Below are 21,561 nucleotides of genomic sequence, written 5' to 3' on the forward strand. Positions count from 1 at the left end.
ATCACCTCCCCATTACCGGACCGAGAATCCACTCTCGAGGTGTCTCCCATGAGTGACGGCGGCCTCAAGGAGATGGTCGCCCAGGAGGTAAGCGACCAGATCGACGTTGCCGATCTGCTCGGCGACGGAGCCCTCGAGGACAACATCGACGGCGGCGACATCGGCGCCGCGGTGGGCCGCGAGTTCGGCGAGCGCGTCGGTCGCGAACTCGGTGCCTCGATCGGGCGCGGCATCCACGAATCGATCGCCGCGGGGATCGACGAGGAGAAGGACCGCAAGGAGGTGCAGTCGGACCTCAAGTCGGCGATTCGCGACGGCATCACGGAAACGGTCGAACAGAACGAGGCCAAGGAGTCGGTCAAGTCGTTAGCCCAGAGCGCAACCGAGGGAAGCGATTTCGAGGGACTCCTCGAGAGCGATTCCGAAGCGGAATCCGAGTCCGACAGCGACGACGAATCGGAGGAGTCGGAATCCGAGTCCACAGATTCGATCGAGTCGGTCGTCGAGGAAGTCAGCGAGAGCAGCGGCCTCGACGAGTTCCTCGAGGCCGACGAGGAGTCCGAAACGGAATCAGAAGCCGAGGACGAGGAGACCGAAGCCGACGAGATGGACGACGAAGCAGAGGAGGAAGCCGACGCTGAAGACGAAGAGTCGGATGAAGCGGAAGAAGCAGATGCCGAAGACGAAGCAGCGGAGTCCAAAAGCGATGACGACGGCGCGGAAGAGTCCGAATCGACGGACGAGTCCGAGGCCGACGATGCCGACGAGGGGAGCGCCGGTGAGGACTCCGATGCCTCCGTCGAGGACATCGAGGATCTCCGACGGGACACCCTTGAGGACTTCCTCGGCGTCATGTCCTACGAGGATCTGCAGTCGGTGGCCAAAGACGTCGATGTGAAAGCGAACCTCAGCCGCGCGGAGATGACCGACGAAATCATCGCGGCGGTGACGGACGAGGACGACGAGTCGAACGACGAGAACTCGGAAGCGGAAGCCGAAGCCGAGTAACCGACCGTCGTCCCTCGAGCGTTCACCGTCCGAGATCACCGCTACTGCGAACCGACGGCCGAACGCCGACCGACAGCGACAGAGAGACACTATGAGCCAGGACCTCCACGAACGGGTGAGCGAGATACTGCACGACGCCGAGACAGCGAGCGGTTCGATGATCACCGACGACGAGTCGGACGGTCCCGACTTGCTCGAGACCGCCGAGCGGGCGAGCGACCTCCTCGAGTCGTCCGACCCGGACGACCTCCTCGAGGCGGTCGGACTGGACGAACTGCCGGACGGCAGCGAACCCGACTCGCTTCCGGCGGCCATTGCACAGGGCGACCCCGAACAGGTCGAAGAACTGCAGCGGCTGCTCCACCTCGGGAATCTCGCCGACGGCGACGATGGTGGTGCGCTCGAGGGGGCGGTTGGAGCGATACAGCAGTCGATCGGCGGCGACGAGGACGAGACGGCAGACGAGTCCGAGACGGCGGACGACGATGGCGGCGACTCCGACGATGCGTCGGAGGCTGACGAAGACGCCGCCGCCGACGACGCGGACGAGTCCGAGAGCGAAGGTGGGGTCGTCCAGAAGGCGGTCGAGTCGGTCACCGGCGACGATGACAGCGACGAGTCGGCCGACGGCGAAGTGGACGAAAGCGAATCAGGCGGGGACGGGATCGTCCAAGAGGCGGTCGAGTCGGTTACCGGCGACGACGGAGACGAGTCGAAAAGCGAGGGTGGCGGGGCTCGAGAGGCCGTCGAATCGGTCGCTGAAGGTGCCAGCGAAGCTCTCGGGAGCGACGATGCGAGCGAACCCGAGTCCGGCAGCGAAGACGACGAGTCCGATGAGGAGACGGGCGACAGCATCGGCGACCAGCTCAGATCGACGATGGAGTCGACGTTCTCGGATGTCGGCGACGACCTCGAGGGGCTGCAGGACCGACTCCAGGAACGGTCTGCCAGCTCCGTTGGCGGCGAGACCGACGACGAAGACGGTGCAGAAGTCGACGAGGAAGACGAGGAGGACGGGCTACTCGGCTCCGGACTCGGCTCGGATCAGGACCGTGGGACGTCGTCCGGCGGGGCGACGCGCTACTCTACGATGGCGCCGCCGCCCTCGGAGCGCGCCGACATGAAGGGGACCGCCCGCCACTCGACGATGCCCGACAAACACTGATCGTCGCGTCGATCAACACCGCACACCGCGTCTGGCCGGCACAGGACCGCTGAACCCTTAACCGCCGTCGCGACGTTCGGAACGTACATGAGACACGTTAGTGAGACGCAGGTCCGCGAGTGGCTGGACGAGACGGCGATTCGCGACGTGACCGCCCACACCGACGAGGAGACGGCGTTCAACCTGCAGGTCGAACTCTCACAGCTGCCGGTTCACGTCATCAAGGAAGACGAGTGGGGTCCAGTCAGGATCGTCGGTCGGAGCGGCTTCGACACCGAACGGACGAAAGAGCTCCTCCGGGACGACCAGCGACGAAGCGAACTCCTCGAGTACGTCGGACCGATGCTGGCGGCGACGCCCGGGTTCTACACGTTTCTCGACTCGGCGGGGGAGTCCTGCCAGCTTCGACGCGCCGAGACCGTCCAAGTCGAGTACCGGCTCTACCCCGACGGGGCCAGCCAGCAGGCCCTGATGGACGCCGTGATAGCGATCGCGACGAGCATGCGCTACGTCAGAAACGTCGTCGCGGTGGTCGGCGCTCGAGCGCCGGCCGACGACGAGTGAGAGGGCGACGTGACTCTCGGCTCAGCGGGTCGGATTACTCGTCTCGCTTCCAGTCGTCGACGAAGAGTCGGACTCCCATGACGGGAATGAATAGGAAGAACGCGAGCATTACCGCGCCGACGAACACGGCGTTAACGAACCGTGGAGTGAGTTCGAGCGAGACTGTCCCCCACGCGATGAGAAATCCGCCAGCCAGCGAAACGGCCACGAGGACGAGCAGGTCCGTCCGAGTTACCGGGACTTCCTCGGTCATACCTGCACCTACGTCCCGCGACATATAGTGCTACGAGGTTTCGTTCGAACCCGCGCGGTCACGCTGGTCAGCCCGCATCGGGCGTAGGGTTTTGGTTCAGCGGGGCAAACGAGCAGGCATGTACGACGCGATCCTCGTCGCGACGGACGGGAGCGAGACGGCGGCCGAGGCCGCCGAACACGCGATCGAACTCGCCCGACGGGTCGACGCCACGCTGGACGTGATCGCCGTCCTCGAGAGCCGAACCGAGTACGACAACGCCATCGTCGATCCGGCCGAGGTCGATCGACGACGCCGGGAGCGGGCCGGGGAGACGCTCGAGGCGATCGCGGAGTCGGCTGCCGATGCCGACGTCCCGATCGAGACGGAAATCCGAACCGGCGTCCCGTCCGAGGAGATCGTCGCGTACGCCGATGAACGGGACGTTGACGCGATCGTTATCGGGGCGCGCGGCCGCTCGTCGCTCCGGGGCGCGCTCCTCGGAAGCACCGTCGACCGCGTCGTCAGAACCGCGGCGCGGCCGGTCCTGGTCGTCGGCGAAGCCGACCGCGGCCGGTAGCGCTCCCGACTCGTTGTCGGAGGCCGAACATTTACCTCGAGTGTCGTCCCAGATACTGGTATGACGTTACTCGTCCCGTTCGATGCATCGCCGCTCGCGAGTAAAGCGCTCGAGAAAGCCTCGACGTTCGGCGACCTCCTCGACGAGGAACTCGTCGTGCTGACGGTGATCCCCGACGACGCCGAGTACGCGAGAGATCGAGGGTGGATTACGGAGGGAGAGCCGTTCAACCCCGACGCTATCGAAACGGGCATTCAGAAGCGAGCGAGCGAGATTGCACCGGAAGCGACCTACCGGACGGAGCGCGTCAGCTCCGACGAACCCACGGCAACGTCGACGACGAACGTCGTCCGAGAGATCCGCCGTATCGCCGCCGAAATCGGTGCCTCGGTGGTGTTCATCGGCTCGGAAAACGCCGGTTCGGTGATCGCCCCGCAGTCGAGCGTCGGCAACCCCGTCGCCAGCGACCACCGGTACGACGTGTACGTCGTCCGCGAACCCGGCGAGGAGATCGATCCCGCGGAGCTGGCCGACATCGACTCGACGATCGAGTGAGCGACAAGACGACCCGCGCAGCCACCGAGAACCGTCTTCGGTCGAGGAAAAATGGCGGTCGGCAACCGGGCGCTGGCAGCCGAGACCCACGGACGGGAGGAACGTTTATTCCGCTGACTGTCCTCGGTTCGAACGTACTATGGTCGATCGGAACGGGTGGGGAGGCGACCGTCCCGTCCTCACCGGGTCCCGCCGCAGCCCGCCACCGTCGTTCGTCGAGCAGGCGAACGTTACGGATTCGGGTATCTACGACGAGTTCGACGCCAACTGGCCAAACTGCTGGGAACGTGCAGCCGACTTGCTCTCCTGGAACCGGCCGTACGAAACCGTCCTCGAGGAGGAGGACGCCCCCTTCTATCGGTGGTTCACCGGCGGGCGACTGAACGCGGCCGAGAACTGCGTCGACCGCCACCTCGAGGCGGGCCGCAAGACCCACACGGCGATCCGCTGGGAGGGCAAACACGGCGACCGGAAGACGTACACCTACCGGGATCTGTACGTCGCGATCAACGAGTTCGCCGCAGCGCTCCGGGAGTTAGGCGTCGAGGAGGACGACGTGGTAACGATCTACCTCCCGATGATTCCGGAGCTGCCGATCGCGATGCTCGCGTGCGCCCGAATCGGCGCGCCACACAGCGTCGTCTTTGCCGGGCTGTCGGCGGATGCGCTCGCGACCCGGATGGATGCCGCCGACAGCGAGTTTCTCGTCACCTGCGACGGCTACTACCGGCGCGGCGACGCCTTCAACCAGAAGAGCAAGGCCGACAACGCCCAACTCAAACTCCCACAGGACGTCCGAACGGTCGTCGTCGACCGGCTCGGTGAGGACCTCCCGCACGTTCTCGGAGACGACGAGTTCGACTATCACGATCTCCGCGAGGAGTTCGCGGGGGAGACCGTCGAACCCGTCCCGAGAGACGCCGAAGATATGCTGTTCTTGATGTACACGTCGGGAACGACGGGCGAGCCGAAAGGCGTCGTCCACACGACGGGCGGCTACCTCTCCCACGTCGCGTGGACGAGCCACGCGGTCCTGGACGTCAAGCCCGAGGACACCTACTGGTGTGCGGCCGACATCGGCTGGATCACCGGCCACTCCTACATCGTCTACGGTCCGCTCGCGCTCGGAACCACGACGGTGATGTACGAGGGGACCCCGGACTACCCCGACCGGGATCGGCTCTGGGAGATCGTCGACCGGAACGCCGTCGACATCTTCTACACCGCGCCGACGGCGATCAGGGCGTTCATGAAGTGGGGCGAAAACTACCCCGACCGCCACGACCTCTCCTCGTTGCGGCTGCTCGGCTCCGTCGGGGAACCGATCAGCCCCCGCCCGTGGAACTGGTACTACGAACACGTCGGCAACGGCGAGTGTCCGGTCGTCGACACCTGGTGGCAGACCGAGACGGGGGCGGTGACGATCTCGACGCTGCCCGGCGTCGACGAGATGAAACCGGGGGCCGCCGGGCCGGGGCTTCCCGGAATCGACGTTCGCGTCGTCGACGAATCGGGCGAGATGGTCGAGCCCGGGGAATCCGGCTACCTCACCATCGCTCGCCCGTGGCCGGGGATGGTCCGAACGCTGTACGACGGCGACGACCGGTTCCGCGCGGAGTACTGGGACCAGTTTTCGGATCCCGATCGCGGGGAGTGGTGGTACGGCAGCGGCGACGCCGCTCGAATCGACGAGGACGGCTACATCACCGTCCTCGGCCGAGTCGACGACGTGATCAACGTCTCCGGCCGGCGGCTGAGCACGATGGAGATCGAGAGCGCGATTACCGGCGTCGAGGGCGTCGCCGAAGCCGCCGTCGTCGGCCGCTCGAGCGGAACGAACGGAACCGACGTCCAGGCCTACGTCAGCACCGAAAGCGGCTACGACGACCAGAGCGCGGTCTGCGAGGCAATCGTCGACAACATCGAGGCCGCGATCGGGCCGATCGCTCGCCCGACGGACGTCCTCTTTACGCCGGAACTTCCCAAGACGCGCTCGGGGAAGATCATGCGTCGGCTACTCGAGGACGTCGCAAACGGCGAAGAACTCGGCGATACCAGCGCGCTCCGGAATCCGGAGATCGTCGGCGAAATTCAGGCCGAAATTCGCGAGGAGTGAGCCAGCGGGAATCGGTTTCGTCGTTTCAAATGTGGCGAAATGAAATAGCAAGTTGGTACCGCCGGACGAATCCCGTTCCGAGTTGTAACCGGCGGAACCGTCGATACAATTATGTTCGTGCCACTTGAACGGGCGAACAATGAGTCTCGAGGAGCCGGACTCGGCGGAACTCTCCCGAAGCCAGTACGAGTCGCTCCTCGACGCCGCCGAAACCTACCGCGAGGCGCTCGTAGTCCGCCTCTGTGGCGATGTCGGGCTGCGACCGACCGAGCTCACCGAACTCACCGTCGACGACGTCGAACAGGTCCGCATCGATCCGCCGCGGTACCTGATTCGGGTGCCGGCCGTCGACGATGGCTCCGGGCGGACCGCCTATCTGCCGACCCACGTCGAGCGAGAACTGCGCCGGTACGCCCGGAGCAACGGGCTGACGACCGACGACCGGATCTTTTCCGTCACGGCCCGTCGACTCCAGATGCTGGTGTCGGAGGTCGCCGATCGGGCCGCCGAGTTCCTCGACCAGCCGACGCTCGCCGACGTCTCGACGAGCGACCTCCGGCAGTTCTTCGCCCGAACCGCGCTCGTCGACCACGCGGTCAACCCCCGTGTCGTCAAAACTGTCGGCGGCTGGCGGAGTTTCGAGGCCCTCGAGCCCTACCTCCCCGAGCCGACGGACGCGGAGATCGTCGACGCCTTCGACGCCGCGGAACGACCGTCGGGTCCCGGTCGCGACGGGTCGAGAGGGGGAGCCGGGCCGATGGTGAGCGACGACAGCGTCATCCGCTTGCTGCTCGCCGCGAGCGACCGGTACGCCCTGTTGCGACTCGACGCAGACGGCTACGTCGAACGCTGGAACCGGAGTGCGGCCGCCATGTTCGGCTACCGGGCCGGCGAGATCGTCGGCACGCACGTTTCGACGTTTTACACCGACGAAGCCGTCGACGACGGCGTTCCCGAGCGAACGCTCACCGCGGCGCTCGAGGACTCCGGCACCGAGACCGACGGGTGGCGTATTCACGAGGACGGCACGCGATTCCGGGCAACCGAAGTCGTCTCGCCGCTGCGGGACGAACAGGGCCGCCACCGCGGATTCGCCGTCTTCATCCGCGATGCCTCGGCCGTCCACGAGGAGGTCGAATCGGTCCGATCGCACCGGGACGAACTCGAGGACCGCTACGCGGTCGCGACGGCCCACCGTGCAGTCACTCGATCGCTGTTCGAGTCGACCGACCACGAGGAGATCGAGACGGAGACCTGCGCCGCGCTGACGGACGGACGGGCCTACGAGTGCGCCTGGATCGACCGGGCGACGCACTCGAACCGGCGCCGGGAGTGGCGGGTCTCGAGCGGGATCGATCCCGACGCCATCGACCAGCTGCTCCCGGAGCGGTGGCTCGAGGGATCGACGACGGACGACCTGGCCGACGACGAGCGGACAGGGGGCGAACGCGGAACGGCGAACGAGGAGCGCGAACCGGACGACGAACGCGAGACGGCGGTTTCGATCGCAACGGACGTCCCGATCACGACGGACCGGGGCGACGACGGCGAGTCGAGCGACGGGACGGGAGCCGTCGCACGCGTTCCGCTGACCTACGGCGACACGGTGTACGGAACCCTTTCCGTCGCGACCGGGCGCGCGGGGGCGTTCAACGCCGACGAACGCCAGTGGCTCGAGACCATCGGCCGGCAGGTCGGCTACGCGATCGCCGCGATCCGGCGTCGGAACCTCCTGCTCTCCGACAACGTCGTCGAACTCGAGTTCGACTGTCGCGACGCCGACTCCGTCTTCGTCGACGCCTCACGGCGGTTCGGCTGTCGGTTCGAACTCGACTCGCTCGTCCCGATCTCGGAGTCGACGCAGCTGTACTACCTGCGTCTCGAGGGCGCGTCGCCGGCCGACGTCTTCGAACTCGCCGCGGACGATCCCGGCGTCGCCGACTGCCGGCTGGTCGAAACCGACGAGGACGGCTGGCGCGTCGAGTTCGTCGTCCGCGGCTCGTCCCCGGCGCTGACGCTCACCGAGTACGGCGTCACCGTTCTCGAGGCCGTCACCGAAGGCGGCGTGACGACGCTGACTGCCGAGTGCGCGGCCGACGCGGACGTCCGGACGATCGTCACCGGGCTTCGGGCCGCGTTTCCCGACTCCGAACTGGTCGGCAAACGCGAGGTCGAACGGACGGTCCAGACCGCCCGCGAGTTCCGCGAGGGGCTCGAAGACCGACTGACCGATCGGCAGGCGGCGTCGCTTCGGGCGGCGTACTCCGGCGGCTACTACGACTGGCCGCGGGAGAGCACGGCCGAGGAGATCGCCGACGCGATGGGGATCTCCTCGCCGACGCTCCACAACCACCTTCGGAAGGGGCAACACGAACTCCTGCGGACGTTCTTCGACGACCCGACCGAAGACGACGGGGCGGGAGAGACCACGTAACGGTCCGGCGCCGACCGCCGCCGAGTCGACACTAAACCTCTAGAGCGGTGCCCTTGCGCCTGCGCGGTCACACGCATCGTCGGCCCGACCGGCTCGCGGGCGGTCCGCGCCGCCGCGTCGCGCGACCGTTCGACGGGGGAACCCTCCCCGATATAACCGACTATAGTATCCTAATACAGTCAATATACCCTAGTTGTTCGGCCCGATTTTGCACAACTAGATGGCGGCTTTACTATACCCGTTGTGTATTGAGTTGGTGTATCATGTCACAGGAGGATGCCAACCTCGAGGCCCGTCTCGAGGAGCAAGAGACGTTCGATCCCCCCGAGTCGTTCGTCGAACAGGCGAACGTCACGGACCCGGGGATCTACGAGGAGTTCGAGGAAAACTGGCCCGACTGCTGGGAGCGGGCCGCCGATCTGTTGTCGTGGGAGGAAGAGTACGACACCGTCCTCGACGACGACGACGCACCGTTCTACGAGTGGTTCACGAACGGGACGCTGAACGCCTCGTACAACTGCATCGACCGCCACGTCGAGGGCGACCGCGCCGACGAGGTCGCGATCGAGTGGGAGGGCGAACTCGGCGAGACGCGCAGCTACACCTACAGCGAACTCCTCGACGAGGTCGAGGAGTTCGCCGCGACGCTCCGCGACCTCGGCGTCGAGGAGGACGACGTCGTCACTCTCTATCTGCCGATGATTCCGGAGCTGCCGATCGCGATGCTCGCGTGTGCCCGGATCGGTGCCCCACACGCCGTCGTCTTCGCGGGTTTCTCCGCGGACGCGCTCGCGACGCGGATGAACGCCGGCGAGAGCGAGTATCTCGTCACCTGCGACGGCTACTACCGCCGCGGTGACGCGCTCGATCACATCTCGAAGGCCAACGAGGGCCTCGAGGCGGTCGATCACGAGGTCTCCGACGTCGTGGTCGTCGACCGACTGGGCGACGATCTGGAACACGATCTCGCGGACAACCAGCACGACTACGACGATCTCGTCGCCGAACAGGAAGGGGCGAGCGTGGACCCGGTTTCGAGGGACGCCGAGGACATGCTGTTCCTGATGTACACCTCGGGGACGACCGGCAAGCCGAAGGGCGTCAAACACACCACGGGCGGCTATCTGGCCTACAGTGCGTGGACGAGCCACGCCGTCCTCGACGTCAAACCCGAGGACACCTACTGGTGTGCGGCCGACATCGGCTGGATCACCGGTCACTCTTACATCGTCTACGGTCCCCTCGCGCTCGGAACCACGACGATGATGTACGAGGGGACGCCGGACTATCCCGAGAAGGACCGGATGTGGGAACTCGTCGAAAAGAACGAGGTCGACATCTTCTACACCGCGCCGACGGCGATTCGGGCGTTTATGAAGTGGGGCGAGCAGTACCCCGCCGAACACGACCTGTCGTCGCTGCGGTTGCTCGGCACCGTCGGCGAGCCGATCAATCCGCGGGCGTGGAAGTGGTACTACAAGCACATCGGCGGCGAGAACTGCCCCATCGTCGACACCTGGTGGCAGACCGAAACCGGCGGCATGATGATCACGACGTTGCCGGGGATCAGCAAGATGAAACCCGGCTCCGCCGGGCCGCCGCTGCCGGGAATCGACGCCCGCATCGTCGACGCGGAAGGGAACGAGATCTCGGCCGGCGAAGCCGGCTACGTCACGATCAACAACCCGTGGCCCGGGATGCTCCGGACGCTGTACAACAACGACGAGCGGTTCATCAGCGAGTACTGGGCCGAGTACTCCGACGAAGACAACGACGAGTGGGTCTACTTCCCCGAGGACGGGGCGAAGATCGACGAAGACGGCTTCATCACGGTCCTCGGCCGGGTCGACGACGTGATCAACGTCTCCGGACACCGGCTCGGGACGATGGAGATCGAATCCGCCGTCGTCGGCGTCGAAGGGATCGCCGAAGCCGCCGTCGTCGGCGGCGACCACGAGGTCAAAGGCGAGGCGGTCTACGTCTACGCGATTCCAGAGGACGGCTACGAGACCGGCGACGAACTCGAGGAACGCGTCGTCCAGGGCGTCCTCGATTCGATCGGCCCGATCGCGAAACCGGAGGAGGTCATCTTCACGCCGGAACTACCGAAAACGCGCTCGGGCAAAATCATGCGACGGCTACTCGAGAACATCGCGAGCGGCGACGAGTTGGGTAACACCTCCACGTTGCGGAATCCGGAGGTCGTCGACGAGATCGCCGAACAGGTCGACCTCGACTGAGTCGACCGCCTTCTTTCACACGAAATCACAGACAGCCGCGAACACGGACAACAACACATGGCAGACAATACCACTCAAGATTCGGATCGAACCGTCCGAACGAACGACAGCGAGAGTACCGGAACGAACCGGAAGAACGGGGGCGATCAACATGCCAGATGAAAACGAACACGATTCGACGAGCAGTTCACACAAAGTGGCGACCGACGGCGGGGTAAGCGACGTGGAGCGGGAGAAAGAAATCGACTACCTCGACGTCGAGATCAACCTGCTAAAGCCGGCGACCCCGTTCATGCGGGACCACTTGCGCGTCATCTGGCTCGGCTTTGCAATCTGGGCGGTGACGACGTTCGGACCGATTACGGCGACGCGTCTCGCGCCCGACGTGATGACGAGTCAGATACCGGTAATCGGCTTCCCGCTTCACTACTTCTTGATCGCGATCGTCGGTCCGTCGGCAGCACTGATTCTCTCGGTGTGGTACGCACGCAGGCGCGACCAGATCGACGAGAAATACGGGATCGAACAGCCGACGGCCGCGACGGAGACGACCGATACGGTGTCGGACGATGCGGCGGCAACTGACGGGGGTGTCGACGAATGACCGACTTCTTACTGCCCCTGCAGGCGAGCGAGGAGTTGCTCCCGGAAGGACTCGACATCTCGTTCAAACTGATTCCGGCGATCATCGTCGTCGGCATGATGCTGACGTTCCTCGCGGCCGGATTCCTGTACAAAGTCGCCGACACGGACGACATGTGGGTCGCCGGTCGGTCGATCGGGAACCTCGAGAACGGGATGGCGATCGGTGCCAACTGGATGTCGGCCGCATCCTACCTCGGGATGGCAGCCCTGATCGCGCTTTCGGGCGTCTACGGACTGGCGTTCGTCGTCGGCTGGACGACGGGCTACTTCGTCCTGCTGATCTTCATGGCCGCGCAGATGCGCCGGTTCGGTAAGTACACCGCGCCGGACTTCGTCGGCGATCGCTTCAACTCCGACGCCGCCCGCGCCATCGCGGCGATCACGACGTTCCTCATCGGGTTCGTCTACGCGCTCGGGCAGGCCCGCGGGATGGGGTTGGTCGGCATGTACGTCCTCGGCGACTGGTCGGCGGCGACCGGTGGCGCGCTGAGCGCCTACCAGGTGATGATGGTCGTCTTCATGGTCATCACCATCGCCTACCTGACACTTTCGGGGATGCTCGGCGCGACCAAGAACATGGTCCTGCAGTACGTGATTCTCATCGGCGCGTTCCTGCTGGGACTGCTCGCCACCGGCTGGGCGGGCGGCTACTCGACGATCCTTCCGCAACTCGAGTACGGACAGCTGATAACCCAACTCGACGCGGAGTTCTCCGACCCGTTCGCGGGCGGGAGCTACTACCTGTGGATCGCGACGTGTTTCAGCCTGGTCTTCGGGACGTGTGGACTCCCACACGTGCTGGTCAGGTTCTACACGGTCCAGAACGAACGGGTGGCCCGCTGGTCGTGCACCTGGGGGCTGTTCTTCATCGCACTGCTCTACCTGAGCGCCCCCGCGTTCGCCGCGTTCGGGACGGCGCTGTACGGTGAAGAGATCGGGGCCGTCTACGGCGAGAACGGGATGACCGGTGCGGCCGGTGACGTCATCGTCGTGTTGGCATCGCAACTCGCGGGATTACCGACGTGGTTCGTGGGTCTCGTCGCGGCGGGCGGTATCGCCGCTGCGGTCGCGACCACGGCCGGTCTGTTCATCGCCGCGTCGTCGGCGATCTCCCACGACATCTACGCGAACATCATCAACGAGGACGCGACGCAGCGCCAGCAGGTGCTCGTCGGTCGGCTGAGCATCATCGCGATCGGCGTGCTCACGATCATCTTCGCGCTCAACCCGTCGGCGCCGGTCGCCGCGCTGGTCTCGTTTGCGTTCTCGCTGGCCGCGATCGTGCTGTTCCCGATGTTCTTCCTCGGACTTTGGTGGGAGAACACCAATCGTCCGGGTGCGCTCGCCGGCATGACGAGCGGGCTGATCATCTGGCTCATTCCGATGTTCAACGAGGGTCACTTCGGCCCCGGCTTCGGCGTCGAGTGGCTCGCAACCTGGATGCCGGCCATCGGATCGGGACTCATCGGCGTTCCGGTCGTCTTCGGGATCACAATCGTCGTCTCGCTGCTCACTGACGAACCGCCGCTGGAGACGAAACAGATGGTTCGACAGTGTCACAGCCCCGAACCGATGCCGAGGGACAAGACCGCGGCGGACGTCGTCGCCGAACGAAACGGAAACGCACCTGCAGACGACTAACCATGTACGAACGCATACTCGTTCCGACGGACGGTAGCAAAGTTGCACAGTTCGCGGTCGACTCCGCGATAGACCTCGCCGAGAAGTACGGCGCCGAAGTTCACGCGCTGTACGTCGCCGACACCGAAGCGGTCGCCTACGGGCTGGGGACCGAACAGGTCGACCGCATCCAACGGGGCGACTTCGCCGGGATGACGGAACTGCGCGAGGACGCCGAAGCGGCGACGGGATACGTCCTGGAGCAAGCGGAGGCACACGGGCTATCCGCGGTCGAACGCCACGCCGGTGGACAGCCCCACCGGATGATCGCCGACTACGCCGAGGACAACGATATCGACCTCGTCGTAATGGGGAGCCACGGACGCTCGGGCGTCCGGCGGGCGCTGCTCGGTAGCGTCACCGAGCGCGTACTGCGTTCGACGCGCGTTCCCGTGTTGGTCGTCGATTACGAAGGAAGCCACGACTGACCCGCCGCCGCGCAAGACTGACGTATTACCGATTTGTTTTCGTACTATGAAACGACCATCGCCGACACGTTCACGAGGAAGGACACGATGAGCCTCGCCGACCGCTTTCGCGAGCACGTCACGGAACACAGGAACGGAATGATACACGACCTGATGTTCGCCGTCGCCTGGGTAGGGTTGGTGAGTATCCTCTTCGATTTCGTCTTCACCGAGGCACCCACGTGGGTGTTCTACATGTTCCTGCTCGCCGGAATTCCCGCGTACTTCGGCTTTTTCTTCTCGCTGGAACTGGCCAAACAGGAGTGACTCCCCGGGTTCGATACGTTCAGCCGAATCGAGTTCCCGATCGATTATCGATCCGCTCTCGCGGCGAGCGCTCGCTGTCTCAGACGGAAACAGAGGAGACTGGCGGCGCCGAAGATAAGCGGGAGCGCGACGTCACCCGGCGATCCGGACAGCGCTGGGAAGACGGTCATTCCGGCCATTACCGCGAAGAGGAGCGCCAGGAGCCCGGTGATCGGAACGGCGAACCCGTCCGAAAACACCGACGCCTCGTCGTTCGACTCGTTGCTCATACCGCCCTTTCGAACCACGGTACCTAATATTCACGCCCCGCCGAGTTCGAGATGACGCGGAACGGCGGGGCTCGCCGACGACGGATCGCTGAGTCGCGAACGCGGACCCGCCGTCACCGACGCTTGCGCCGACTGTCTGGAAGCGATCCGCGCTCTCCCGGGTGATCGCGGACGAGGTCGTCACGCGAGTCAGGCGTCGTCCCAGTAATCCACGTCGTCTTCGATTCGATAGTAGCCCTCGAGCGTTCGTTCGTCGCGGCCGCCCGGCGGCGAGCCGACGAAAACCCCGAACTTCTCCATCTCGGGGTAGACCGTGATATCCGGCTCGTTCATCGTCGAGACCATCAGGTATCGGAGCGGCGCTTCGCCATCGTTGACGATCCGATGGCCGCCGCTCTCGTTCGCCGGCAGGGTGACGAAGTCCCCTGCCGTCAGCGGTTCCGAACCGTTCTCACCCCGGACGAACCCGTCGCCCGACAGCACGTACAGCGCCTCCTCGTTCGCCGTGTGGTAGTGGTAGGGCCACGACCGCATCCCCGGCGGCAGTTCGTAGAGGCTACAGCCGAGGTCGTCGGCGTCGACAGCGCTCGAGAGCTCTTTGCGCCGGAACGCGGTCTCCTCGCGGTCGTACGTCTTCCAGTCGACGTTGGATTCGTTTACCTTCTCCATACGACCGGAGAGAACACGTCAGCGAAAGAAGGTTCGGGAGGAAGGCGTCGCGTGCTCGGACGAGTCGCCGAGTCGGGATCGGCGGCTACTCGGCAGCGAGGTGCGTGATCCGACGCCGATACGAGACGTCCATCCAACGCCGATACGAAACGACACCGCAGGCGAACCCGCGTCGACACCAAAACGAAACCCCCTAACCTCGCCCGGGAGTTCACTCGAGCATGCACGACGACAGCGAGGTCGCCGTCCTCCGACTCGGCCACCGACCCGGCCGGGACGAGCGGATGACGACCCACGTCGGCCTGACCGCGCGGGCGCTGGGCGCCGACCGCGTCTGGGTGCCCGACAACGCGGGCCAGTCCAGAGACACCGTCGCGGACATCACCGACCGCTTCGGCGGTCCGTTCGAAGTCGACCTCACGGACTCGCCGCAGGGAATCATCCGCAACTGGGAGGGACGGGTCGTCCACCTCACGATGTACGGCGAACGGGTCCAGGACGTCGAGGGCGACATTCGAGCGGCCCACCGGGAGGATGACGAACCGATCCTGATCGTCGTCGGCGCCGAGAAGGTTCCGTTCGACGTCTACGAAGAAGCCGACTGGAACGTCGGCGTGACGAATCAGCCCCACTCCGAAGTCGCCGGCCTGGCCGTCTTTCTCGACCGGTTGTTCGAGGGTCGCGAACTCGAGCGCGAGTGGGCGGACGCCGACCGCACGGTCGTCCCGATGGAGACCGGCAAACGGGTCGAGGAAGTCGACGAAGAGTAACCCGAACGATCAACCGGACGGCCGAAACAGTCGAAGCGGGCGGAGCAGTCGCCCGCCGACACTCCGGACGACGTGTCGAGCCATCGCGACGGCACCCATCTCGTTTTCGTCGATCACGTAGCCGTTGCCGACCCGTTCGATCGGCCCCGACTCGCCGTGGGTCTCGAGCAGTCGCTCGAAGTCGGATTCGGCGAGGCCCGTCCGCGACTGGATCTCGTCGGCGGTGAGCGGTCGGTCGGCCTCGCGGAGCACCTCGATCAGCCAGCGGTTGTGCTCCCCGAGCAGGAACAGTTCGTCGTTCGACATGTCTTCCTCATCCTCATTCCGCTCGTCGGAAGGGGCGCCGTTTCGCCACGCGTCGATCCCGTCGAGCACGATCCAGGCGCCGACGATAGCGAGTGCCGGACCGAGCCACGAGTCGTCGGTCAGGACGCCGTAGCCGCCGGCGGCGAGGACGATCGAGCCGAGGAGGACCGTCGCGAGTGCGGGTCCGATGTCGAGTTCCGCTGCATCGACGACCGCGCGAACGAGCGGTGCGACGACGACGATTCCGAGGACGACCGCGACCGCGGACGACTCGAGACCGAGCGCGTAGAGCGCGCCGAGGAGGACGACCGCGCCGACGAGATCCGGCGCATCGATCCCGTCGCGAAACCGGGCTACGAACTGTCGGACCATATATAGTGTCGTAGATACTTACCGCTCTTAACGGTATCGAGGATTCGCGACTGCACTCGCAGGTCGTCATATGAGTTCGTCTCGAGTCGTCGAGCGGTGATCGAAGTCGAATTGTCAGCACGCGCTACGGGGAACACGCGGCGAGCGGACGGGGGACGTCGAACCGCAGCGGACAACAGATGACGAACTGCTGCGGACGACGGGTGACGAGTACCGTCGCACGACTCGAGGTACGAGACGGGTTCGACCCGACCGACGAAGGGCTAGTTTTTCAGCGCCTGCGAACGCACCACGCGTATGGACTCTGACTCGCCGCTGCCCCGGACCCCGATCGAGTGGTTCATGCTCGCCCCGGCGCTGGCCGTTCTCAACGGAATCGTCTTGCTCGCGACCGGCCACACGCTCTTCGAGGCGATCGCGATGGGCGTCTTCTACGGGTTCGTGATGGCGCTCGTCGTCCTGCTCGTCGCCGTCACTTGGAACGTGCTCCGGAGTAGAAACGACGCGTCGGATCCGGATTCGGCGGAGTAACGGTCCAGTCGTCCGGATTCGGGGTAGCGAGGAACCCGCTCACCGCGTTCGATAGTATCGAACGCCGTCCTCGAGGTCGTACGTCACCGCTCCCCGATTCTCGAGCGCGCCGAGCGCCCCCATCGTGTCCAACACGGGTGCCATATAGCGAACGCTGCCGGCCCGCTCCTCGGCGACCGACAGCGGAGTCGCGGGTTCGATCGCGGCGAGCGCTCGCTCGGTCTCCGCGACCAGGGTATCGAGTCGCTCTCGCGTGAGGCCGACGACCCGGTGAGGATCTTCGAACGTCGGCCCGTGGCCGGGGAAGGCGTGGGTCGCCGTCGTCTCCAACAGGCGATCCATCGCGTCGTAGTAGCGATCGACGCCGTCGTAGGTCTCCCAGTCGATACCGGCGTGGAACGTCCCGGCGCGGAAGCTCTCGATCAGCGCGTCGCCGGAGAAGAGGACGGTCGCTCCCTCGAGCGCCGTCTCGAAACTCAGGTGGTTCAGTTCGTGGCCCGGCGTCGCCAGCGAGCGGAACTCGCGGTCGCCGACCGAAAACGCGGCGTTCGGGTCGATCGGCTCGGTGTTCGCCGGATCGAGCAGTTCGACGTCGCGGCGCAGCGACTCGAGTTCCTCGTCGACGATCTCCGCGCCCTGTTCGTCGGCGTACCCCACCGACCGCGCGGTTTCGCGAACGGTCTCGCGGACCGTCTCGGGATCCCGCTCGAGTCGCTCGAGGGCCGCCCGGGGCGCGTGAATCGTCGCGCCGGCGTCCCGTAGCGTGCCGGCCTGTCCGAGGTGGTCGCTGTGGGCGTGGGTGACGAGCACGTGCTCGATGTCGTCGATCGTATAGTCGAACTGCTCGAGGCCGGCCGCGAGTTCCGCCTCGCCCGCGTCGGTGGGCGTTCCCGCGTCGACCAGGATCGGTTCGGGTCCGTCGATCACGTACGCGGCGACGTGTTTCGGGGGCCAGGGCACGTCGAACTCGAGGCGATGGATCGTCGAGAAGAGACGATCGCCTCGGCAGGCGCCTTCGGCGTCGGTATCCATTGACTCGAAGACGGCGGTCCGGAAAGGTGAATGTTACTCTCTATCGCAAGAGGGCACGCCGGATCGACCCTCCCGCTGTACGCGGAGCAGTTGACAAGCTTTAATGGCTCCATGCCGTTACACGTAGGTAATGGCTTTTGAGGACCTGCTCGAGGATCCAGTCATCCAGAAGTACTTGCACGAGCTGGTCGGTCCCAAGGGGATGCCCGTCGCGGCCGCGCCGCCTGACGGGGAAGTGACCGACGAGGAGCTCGCGGAGGATCTGGATCTCGAGTTGAACGACGTGCGGCGGGCGCTGTTTATCCTGTACGAGAACGATCTGGCCACCTATCGGCGGCTGCGCGACGAGGATTCGGGGTGGCTCACCTACCTCTGGACGTTCGAGTACGGCAACATCCCGGAGAATCTCGAGGAGGAGATGTATCGGCTCCACGACGCCTTAGAAGACCGCCGGGAGTACGAGCGAAACCACGAGTTCTACCTCTGTGAGATCTGTTCCATCCGCTTCGAGTTCGGCGAGGCGATGGACTTCGGCTTCGAGTGCCCCGAGTGTGGCTCGCCGCTGGAATCGATGGACAACGACCGCCTCGTCAATTCGATGGACGACCGCCTCGACGCGCTCGAGGACGAACTCAACATCGACGCGGACGCCTAATGGTCGTTCTCGCAACCAAACTCTATATCGAAGGCGACGCTCGCGACCGCGCGCTGGACTCGCTGCGATCGCTCGTGAACAACGAAATCGGCGATCTCGACGTCGAGTTCGAGATCGGTATCCGCCACGACGACTTCCCGAGCGTAACGATCGAAGGGGAGGACGCCACCGTCGCGCGCAACGTCCTCCGCGAGGAGTTCGGCGAGATCGTCCCCGACCTCGAGGTCGGCGAGACCTACGTCGGCACGCTCGAGTCGTGGGATGAGGACGGTTTCGTGCTCGACGCCGGACAGGGCGAGGGCGTTCGGATTCCGGCCGAGGAACTCGGCCTCGGGCCTGGCTCGCCGATCCAGATCCGCGAACGGTACGGCCTGGTCCAGCATCTGCCCCTGACGTTCGTCTACGGAACCGGAAACGGTGACGACGGTGGCGACCCGCCGCGACTCGCCGAGGAAGAACAGGACCGCCTCTACGAGTGGACTCGCGGGAACGGCCGACTCAACGTCAACAGCGCGACCCGCGCGGAGGTTCGGGCGACGCTCAACCGCGCGGGCCACGCCCAGGACTACGTCACGGTCGAGCGACTCGGACTCCTCGAACAGAGTGTCATCTGCCCCGAGGACACCGACCCGCCCGGCCTGCTGGCGAGCGTCGGCGAGTACCTCCCGGCGGAGCTCCGCTGTGTCGTTCCATAACATGAATCGACGGCTCGTTTTCGCGGTGCTCGCGGTCGGCTTGCTCGTCGGTCTAGCCGGCTGTTCGATGTTCTTCGGCGGCATCTCCGACGAGGACCTCGACCGAGAGCAAGAGTACGACGATCTCCGGGATAGCGACGCCGACGTCGCCATCGACCTCGAGAGCGGGAGCCTGATCAGCAGCGGCGAGTTCCGCGCGGTCTACAATCTGGAGGATAGAGAGGAACTCTCGCTGTACCGTTCGAACATCTACAGCGATCGGGCGCTCGACATCCACAGCGTCCGCTACTGGTATCCAAACGGGACGGAGGTGACGGGCTCGGAATTGGACGTCGACCAGAGCCAGACGAGCACCGACGTGCGCGTCCCCGACGGCAACGGAACGCTCGCGTTCTCGGGCGACGCCGAACGCAAGTCGTTCACGCTGCCGGCCTACGTCGAAGGCTCGTACGAGGTGACGATTCCCGAAGGGCACCGGACCACCGCCTTCCTGTTCGGCGACGTCAACCCCAGCGGCTACGAACGGGAGGTCGTCGACGACCGGGAACGACTCACCTGGAAAGAAGTGGACAGCACGCTCAACTTGCAGTACTACCTCACCCGCGACATCCCGCTGTTTATCGGTCTGGTGGCGATCGTCACCACCGTCGGCGGCATCGGGATCGCGTACTACTACCGGAAGGTCAAGCGACTCCGGGAACAGCGCGAGGAACTGGGGTTAGACGTCGACATCGACGACGATTCTAACGACGGGCCGCCGCCGGGTATGAAGTGAGGTCGGCGACTCGCTCGTTAGTTCGTTCGATACCGACGGAGAACGGCTCGAGGAGAAGCGTTAGCCGTGAATCGCCTGCTCGTCGAGCCAGATAACGTCCTCGCCGCCGATCTCGAGTCGGCCCTTGACGTGGGGCATGTGCCGGCCCATCCGCGTCGGCTCGAGATCGCTCGACTGGATCGTCCGCGTGACGTCGACGTCGTCGACGAGCCAGCCGTAGTAGGCGTCGTCGACGTCGGTAACGCGGAAGACGAGCAGTTTCGGCTCCTCGACGCGAGCCGTCGTTCGAACCGACGACGTAAACGCCCGCGGGAGGTCGACGACCCGCACTCGCTCGCCGCCGACCGAGACCGAGCCGGCGTTCCACGGATCGTCCGCCGTCGCGATCGACTCGTCGGCCGTCACGCCGAAGACGGAGGCGACCGCGTCGGCTCTGACGCAGTATCGGTCGGCCTCGAGATCGAAGGTAAGAACGGTAACGCGGTCGTCGGAATCGTCGGGCGCTGTCGCCGATGCCATGCTGCTACGAAATTTAGTAGCGGGAAGATAAACAGTTCGGGTTCGGCGGTCCGGACCGATCAGTCGTGTGACGTTGCAGCCAGCGCAGTGTGCCGCGCCGTGGGAGTCAACGTTTTAGTGTTGGAATGTGATGGTCGACCAAGAACATGGTACCGGATCTCTCCGAAAAACTCCTCGGAATCGATATCGACGATGTCGACGACCCCGATCGTCGGAACGCAGACGGCCCGGACGAGGAGCGAGAGGAACTCGAGCAGTTCGTCTACTTCGGGCTGGGCGACCACCGATTCGCGCTGCCGGTTGACGCGATTCGAACGCTCGCCGACGTCTCCGAACAGGTAACGCGAGTCCCGCGAGCGCCCGACGCGATCGAGGGCATGATCGACCTTCGGGGAGAGATCACCGCCGTGATCGATCCGCACGTTCACTTTCCGGGTCTCGCCACCGACGAACAGGTCGGACGGGAACGGCTGTTGGTGTTCGATCGGCCGGCCGATCAACAGTCGGTAGCGATTCGGGTCGACGACGTCATGGGCGTCGAAACGGTTCCCGTAAGCGACGTCCACGACGAAACGTCGCTCGAGGAATCTCCGCTTTCGGGCGATGCACTCGACCACCCGCTCGTGGTAGCCCTCATCGAACAGGAACGCGAGGCGAACCCCGACGTCGACCAGCTCGTCTCCGCAGGTCAGCCGGAGACAACCATCGCGTCCGAAACCGGCGTCGAGACCGCTTCTGGCAGTGCCACCGCACTGTCGCCACCGGCAGGAGAGTCACCGGAGAGTTCCAGATCCGTCGTCGGGGAGACCTTCGAACTCGAGACCGACGAGCCGGCGGATCCGGAGCCCGCCGAAGTCGACGACGACCAAACTCGAGAGGTCGTCGTCGACGGCACGCCACTGATCGACGTCGAGAAGCTGCTGTTGGCGTCCGGACAGCGACCGTAGGCAACTGAGACCGAAATCTCGTTTTCTCGAGGTCGTCGTTTGAACGGGGTCTTTGCCCCGTATTCGAC

The 21,561-nt window shown here is 65.2% G+C and carries 24 protein-coding genes; 18 read left to right on the forward strand and 6 right to left on the reverse strand.

The annotated features are described in order from the left end of the window. The first annotated feature begins 48 nt into the window (after positions 1-48). From ACSFC5_RS14085 to ACSFC5_RS14095, 3 genes are all read left to right on the forward strand, one after another. Positions 49-1,008, forward strand: a complete 960-nt coding sequence (locus tag ACSFC5_RS14085) for a hypothetical protein (protein WP_440765877.1) — start codon at positions 49-51, stop codon at positions 1,006-1,008. A 91-nt stretch (positions 1,009-1,099) separates the two neighbouring features. Next, positions 1,100-2,173 carry a hypothetical protein gene (locus ACSFC5_RS14090; protein ID WP_440765878.1) on the forward strand — a complete coding sequence of 358 codons (1,074 nt, stop codon included), beginning with the start codon at positions 1,100-1,102 and terminating at the stop codon, positions 2,171-2,173. Positions 2,174-2,260: 87 nt separating this feature from the next. Then, a complete protein-coding gene (locus tag ACSFC5_RS14095) occupies positions 2,261-2,737 on the forward strand; it encodes a DUF2299 family protein (protein WP_440765879.1) in 477 nt (158 codons plus the stop codon). 34 nt (positions 2,738-2,771) lie between these two features. Here ACSFC5_RS14095 and ACSFC5_RS14100 read toward each other — a convergent pair whose 3' ends face one another. Then, positions 2,772-2,990: a hypothetical protein gene (locus ACSFC5_RS14100; RefSeq protein WP_440765880.1), complete on the reverse strand. Its 219-nt coding sequence runs from the start codon at positions 2,988-2,990 to the stop codon at positions 2,772-2,774. Between the two features lie 118 nt (positions 2,991-3,108). On the opposite strand from ACSFC5_RS14100, the gene ACSFC5_RS14105 reads away from it, so the two are divergent. From ACSFC5_RS14105 to ACSFC5_RS14145, 9 genes are all read left to right on the forward strand, one after another. After that, a complete protein-coding gene (locus tag ACSFC5_RS14105; protein WP_440765881.1) occupies positions 3,109-3,549 on the forward strand; it encodes a universal stress protein in 441 nt (146 codons plus the stop codon). Between the two features lie 60 nt (positions 3,550-3,609). Beyond that, positions 3,610-4,104 (forward strand): universal stress protein, encoded by a 495-nt coding sequence (locus ACSFC5_RS14110; RefSeq protein ID WP_440765882.1) that lies wholly within the window; start codon positions 3,610-3,612, stop codon positions 4,102-4,104. 139 nt (positions 4,105-4,243) lie between these two features. Continuing rightward, the gene (gene acs / locus ACSFC5_RS14115) at positions 4,244-6,220 is read left to right on the forward strand and encodes an acetate--CoA ligase (RefSeq protein WP_440765883.1); all 1,977 of its coding nucleotides are present in this window, start codon (positions 4,244-4,246) and stop codon (positions 6,218-6,220) included. 139 nt (positions 6,221-6,359) lie between these two features. After that, complete coding sequence (locus ACSFC5_RS14120) at positions 6,360-8,654, forward strand: bacterio-opsin activator domain-containing protein (protein WP_440765884.1); 2,295 nt, start codon at positions 6,360-6,362, stop codon at positions 8,652-8,654. Between the two features lie 263 nt (positions 8,655-8,917). After that, positions 8,918-10,894 (forward strand): acetate--CoA ligase, encoded by a 1,977-nt coding sequence (gene acs, locus ACSFC5_RS14125; RefSeq protein ID WP_440765885.1) that lies wholly within the window; start codon positions 8,918-8,920, stop codon positions 10,892-10,894. Positions 10,895-11,045: 151 nt separating this feature from the next. Next, complete coding sequence (locus ACSFC5_RS14130; RefSeq protein ID WP_440765886.1) at positions 11,046-11,498, forward strand: DUF4212 domain-containing protein; 453 nt, start codon at positions 11,046-11,048, stop codon at positions 11,496-11,498. Next, a complete protein-coding gene (locus ACSFC5_RS14135; protein WP_440765887.1) occupies positions 11,495-13,180 on the forward strand; it encodes a sodium:solute symporter family transporter in 1,686 nt (561 codons plus the stop codon). Before ACSFC5_RS14130 ends, ACSFC5_RS14135 begins: the two co-directional genes overlap by 4 nt. Positions 13,181-13,182: 2 nt before the next feature. Further along, positions 13,183-13,647 (forward strand): universal stress protein, encoded by a 465-nt coding sequence (locus tag ACSFC5_RS14140; protein WP_440765888.1) that lies wholly within the window; start codon positions 13,183-13,185, stop codon positions 13,645-13,647. 87 nt (positions 13,648-13,734) lie between these two features. Further along, complete coding sequence (locus tag ACSFC5_RS14145; protein ID WP_440765889.1) at positions 13,735-13,953, forward strand: DUF8119 family protein; 219 nt, start codon at positions 13,735-13,737, stop codon at positions 13,951-13,953. A 44-nt stretch (positions 13,954-13,997) separates the two neighbouring features. Here ACSFC5_RS14145 and ACSFC5_RS14150 read toward each other — a convergent pair whose 3' ends face one another. Together ACSFC5_RS14150 and ACSFC5_RS14155 are read right to left on the reverse strand one after the other, a co-directional pair. Then, a complete protein-coding gene (locus ACSFC5_RS14150) occupies positions 13,998-14,222 on the reverse strand; it encodes a hypothetical protein (protein ID WP_440765890.1) in 225 nt (74 codons plus the stop codon). 189 nt (positions 14,223-14,411) lie between these two features. Further along, the gene (locus ACSFC5_RS14155; protein WP_440765891.1) at positions 14,412-14,891 is read right to left on the reverse strand and encodes a cupin domain-containing protein; all 480 of its coding nucleotides are present in this window, start codon (positions 14,889-14,891) and stop codon (positions 14,412-14,414) included. A gap of 221 nt (positions 14,892-15,112) precedes the next feature. Here ACSFC5_RS14155 and ACSFC5_RS14160 point away from each other — a divergent pair, with 221 nt between their 5' ends. Next, the gene (locus ACSFC5_RS14160; RefSeq protein ID WP_440765892.1) at positions 15,113-15,661 is read left to right on the forward strand and encodes a tRNA (cytidine(56)-2'-O)-methyltransferase; all 549 of its coding nucleotides are present in this window, start codon (positions 15,113-15,115) and stop codon (positions 15,659-15,661) included. A gap of 9 nt (positions 15,662-15,670) precedes the next feature. Here the strand turns inward: ACSFC5_RS14160 and ACSFC5_RS14165 are convergent, their stop codons facing one another. Continuing rightward, positions 15,671-16,339, reverse strand: coding sequence for a hypothetical protein (locus ACSFC5_RS14165; protein WP_440765893.1), 669 nt, complete (start codon positions 16,337-16,339; stop codon positions 15,671-15,673). 297 nt (positions 16,340-16,636) lie between these two features. Between ACSFC5_RS14165 and ACSFC5_RS14170 the strand changes: the two genes are divergently transcribed. After that, positions 16,637-16,870, forward strand: a complete 234-nt coding sequence (locus ACSFC5_RS14170; protein ID WP_440765894.1) for a hypothetical protein — start codon at positions 16,637-16,639, stop codon at positions 16,868-16,870. 39 nt (positions 16,871-16,909) lie between these two features. Here the strand turns inward: ACSFC5_RS14170 and ACSFC5_RS14175 are convergent, their stop codons facing one another. Then, complete coding sequence (locus ACSFC5_RS14175) at positions 16,910-17,902, reverse strand: MBL fold metallo-hydrolase (protein WP_440765895.1); 993 nt, start codon at positions 17,900-17,902, stop codon at positions 16,910-16,912. A 130-nt stretch (positions 17,903-18,032) separates the two neighbouring features. Between ACSFC5_RS14175 and ACSFC5_RS14180 the strand changes: the two genes are divergently transcribed. Genes ACSFC5_RS14180 through ACSFC5_RS14190 form a run of 3 tightly spaced genes read left to right on the forward strand, consistent with a single transcriptional unit; the run spans position 18,033 to position 20,027 of the window. Then, positions 18,033-18,557 carry a transcription factor gene (locus ACSFC5_RS14180; protein ID WP_440765896.1) on the forward strand — a complete coding sequence of 175 codons (525 nt, stop codon included), beginning with the start codon at positions 18,033-18,035 and terminating at the stop codon, positions 18,555-18,557. Continuing rightward, positions 18,557-19,252: a DUF2110 family protein gene (locus ACSFC5_RS14185; RefSeq protein WP_440765897.1), complete on the forward strand. Its 696-nt coding sequence runs from the start codon at positions 18,557-18,559 to the stop codon at positions 19,250-19,252. The genes ACSFC5_RS14180 and ACSFC5_RS14185 overlap by 1 nt, the downstream gene beginning before the upstream one ends. Before the next feature lies 1 nt (position 19,253). Further along, positions 19,254-20,027 (forward strand): DUF5803 family protein, encoded by a 774-nt coding sequence (locus ACSFC5_RS14190; protein WP_440765898.1) that lies wholly within the window; start codon positions 19,254-19,256, stop codon positions 20,025-20,027. 60 nt (positions 20,028-20,087) lie between these two features. Here the strand turns inward: ACSFC5_RS14190 and ACSFC5_RS14195 are convergent, their stop codons facing one another. After that, positions 20,088-20,546: a chemotaxis protein CheW gene (locus ACSFC5_RS14195; RefSeq protein ID WP_440765899.1), complete on the reverse strand. Its 459-nt coding sequence runs from the start codon at positions 20,544-20,546 to the stop codon at positions 20,088-20,090. A gap of 146 nt (positions 20,547-20,692) precedes the next feature. Here ACSFC5_RS14195 and ACSFC5_RS14200 point away from each other — a divergent pair, with 146 nt between their 5' ends. Next, positions 20,693-21,493: a chemotaxis protein CheW gene (locus tag ACSFC5_RS14200; RefSeq protein ID WP_440765900.1), complete on the forward strand. Its 801-nt coding sequence runs from the start codon at positions 20,693-20,695 to the stop codon at positions 21,491-21,493. Positions 21,494-21,561 lie beyond the last annotated feature (68 nt).

Source organism: Natronorubrum marinum, assembly GCF_052040125.1.
GTDB lineage: Archaea > Halobacteriota > Halobacteria > Halobacteriales > Natrialbaceae > Natronorubrum.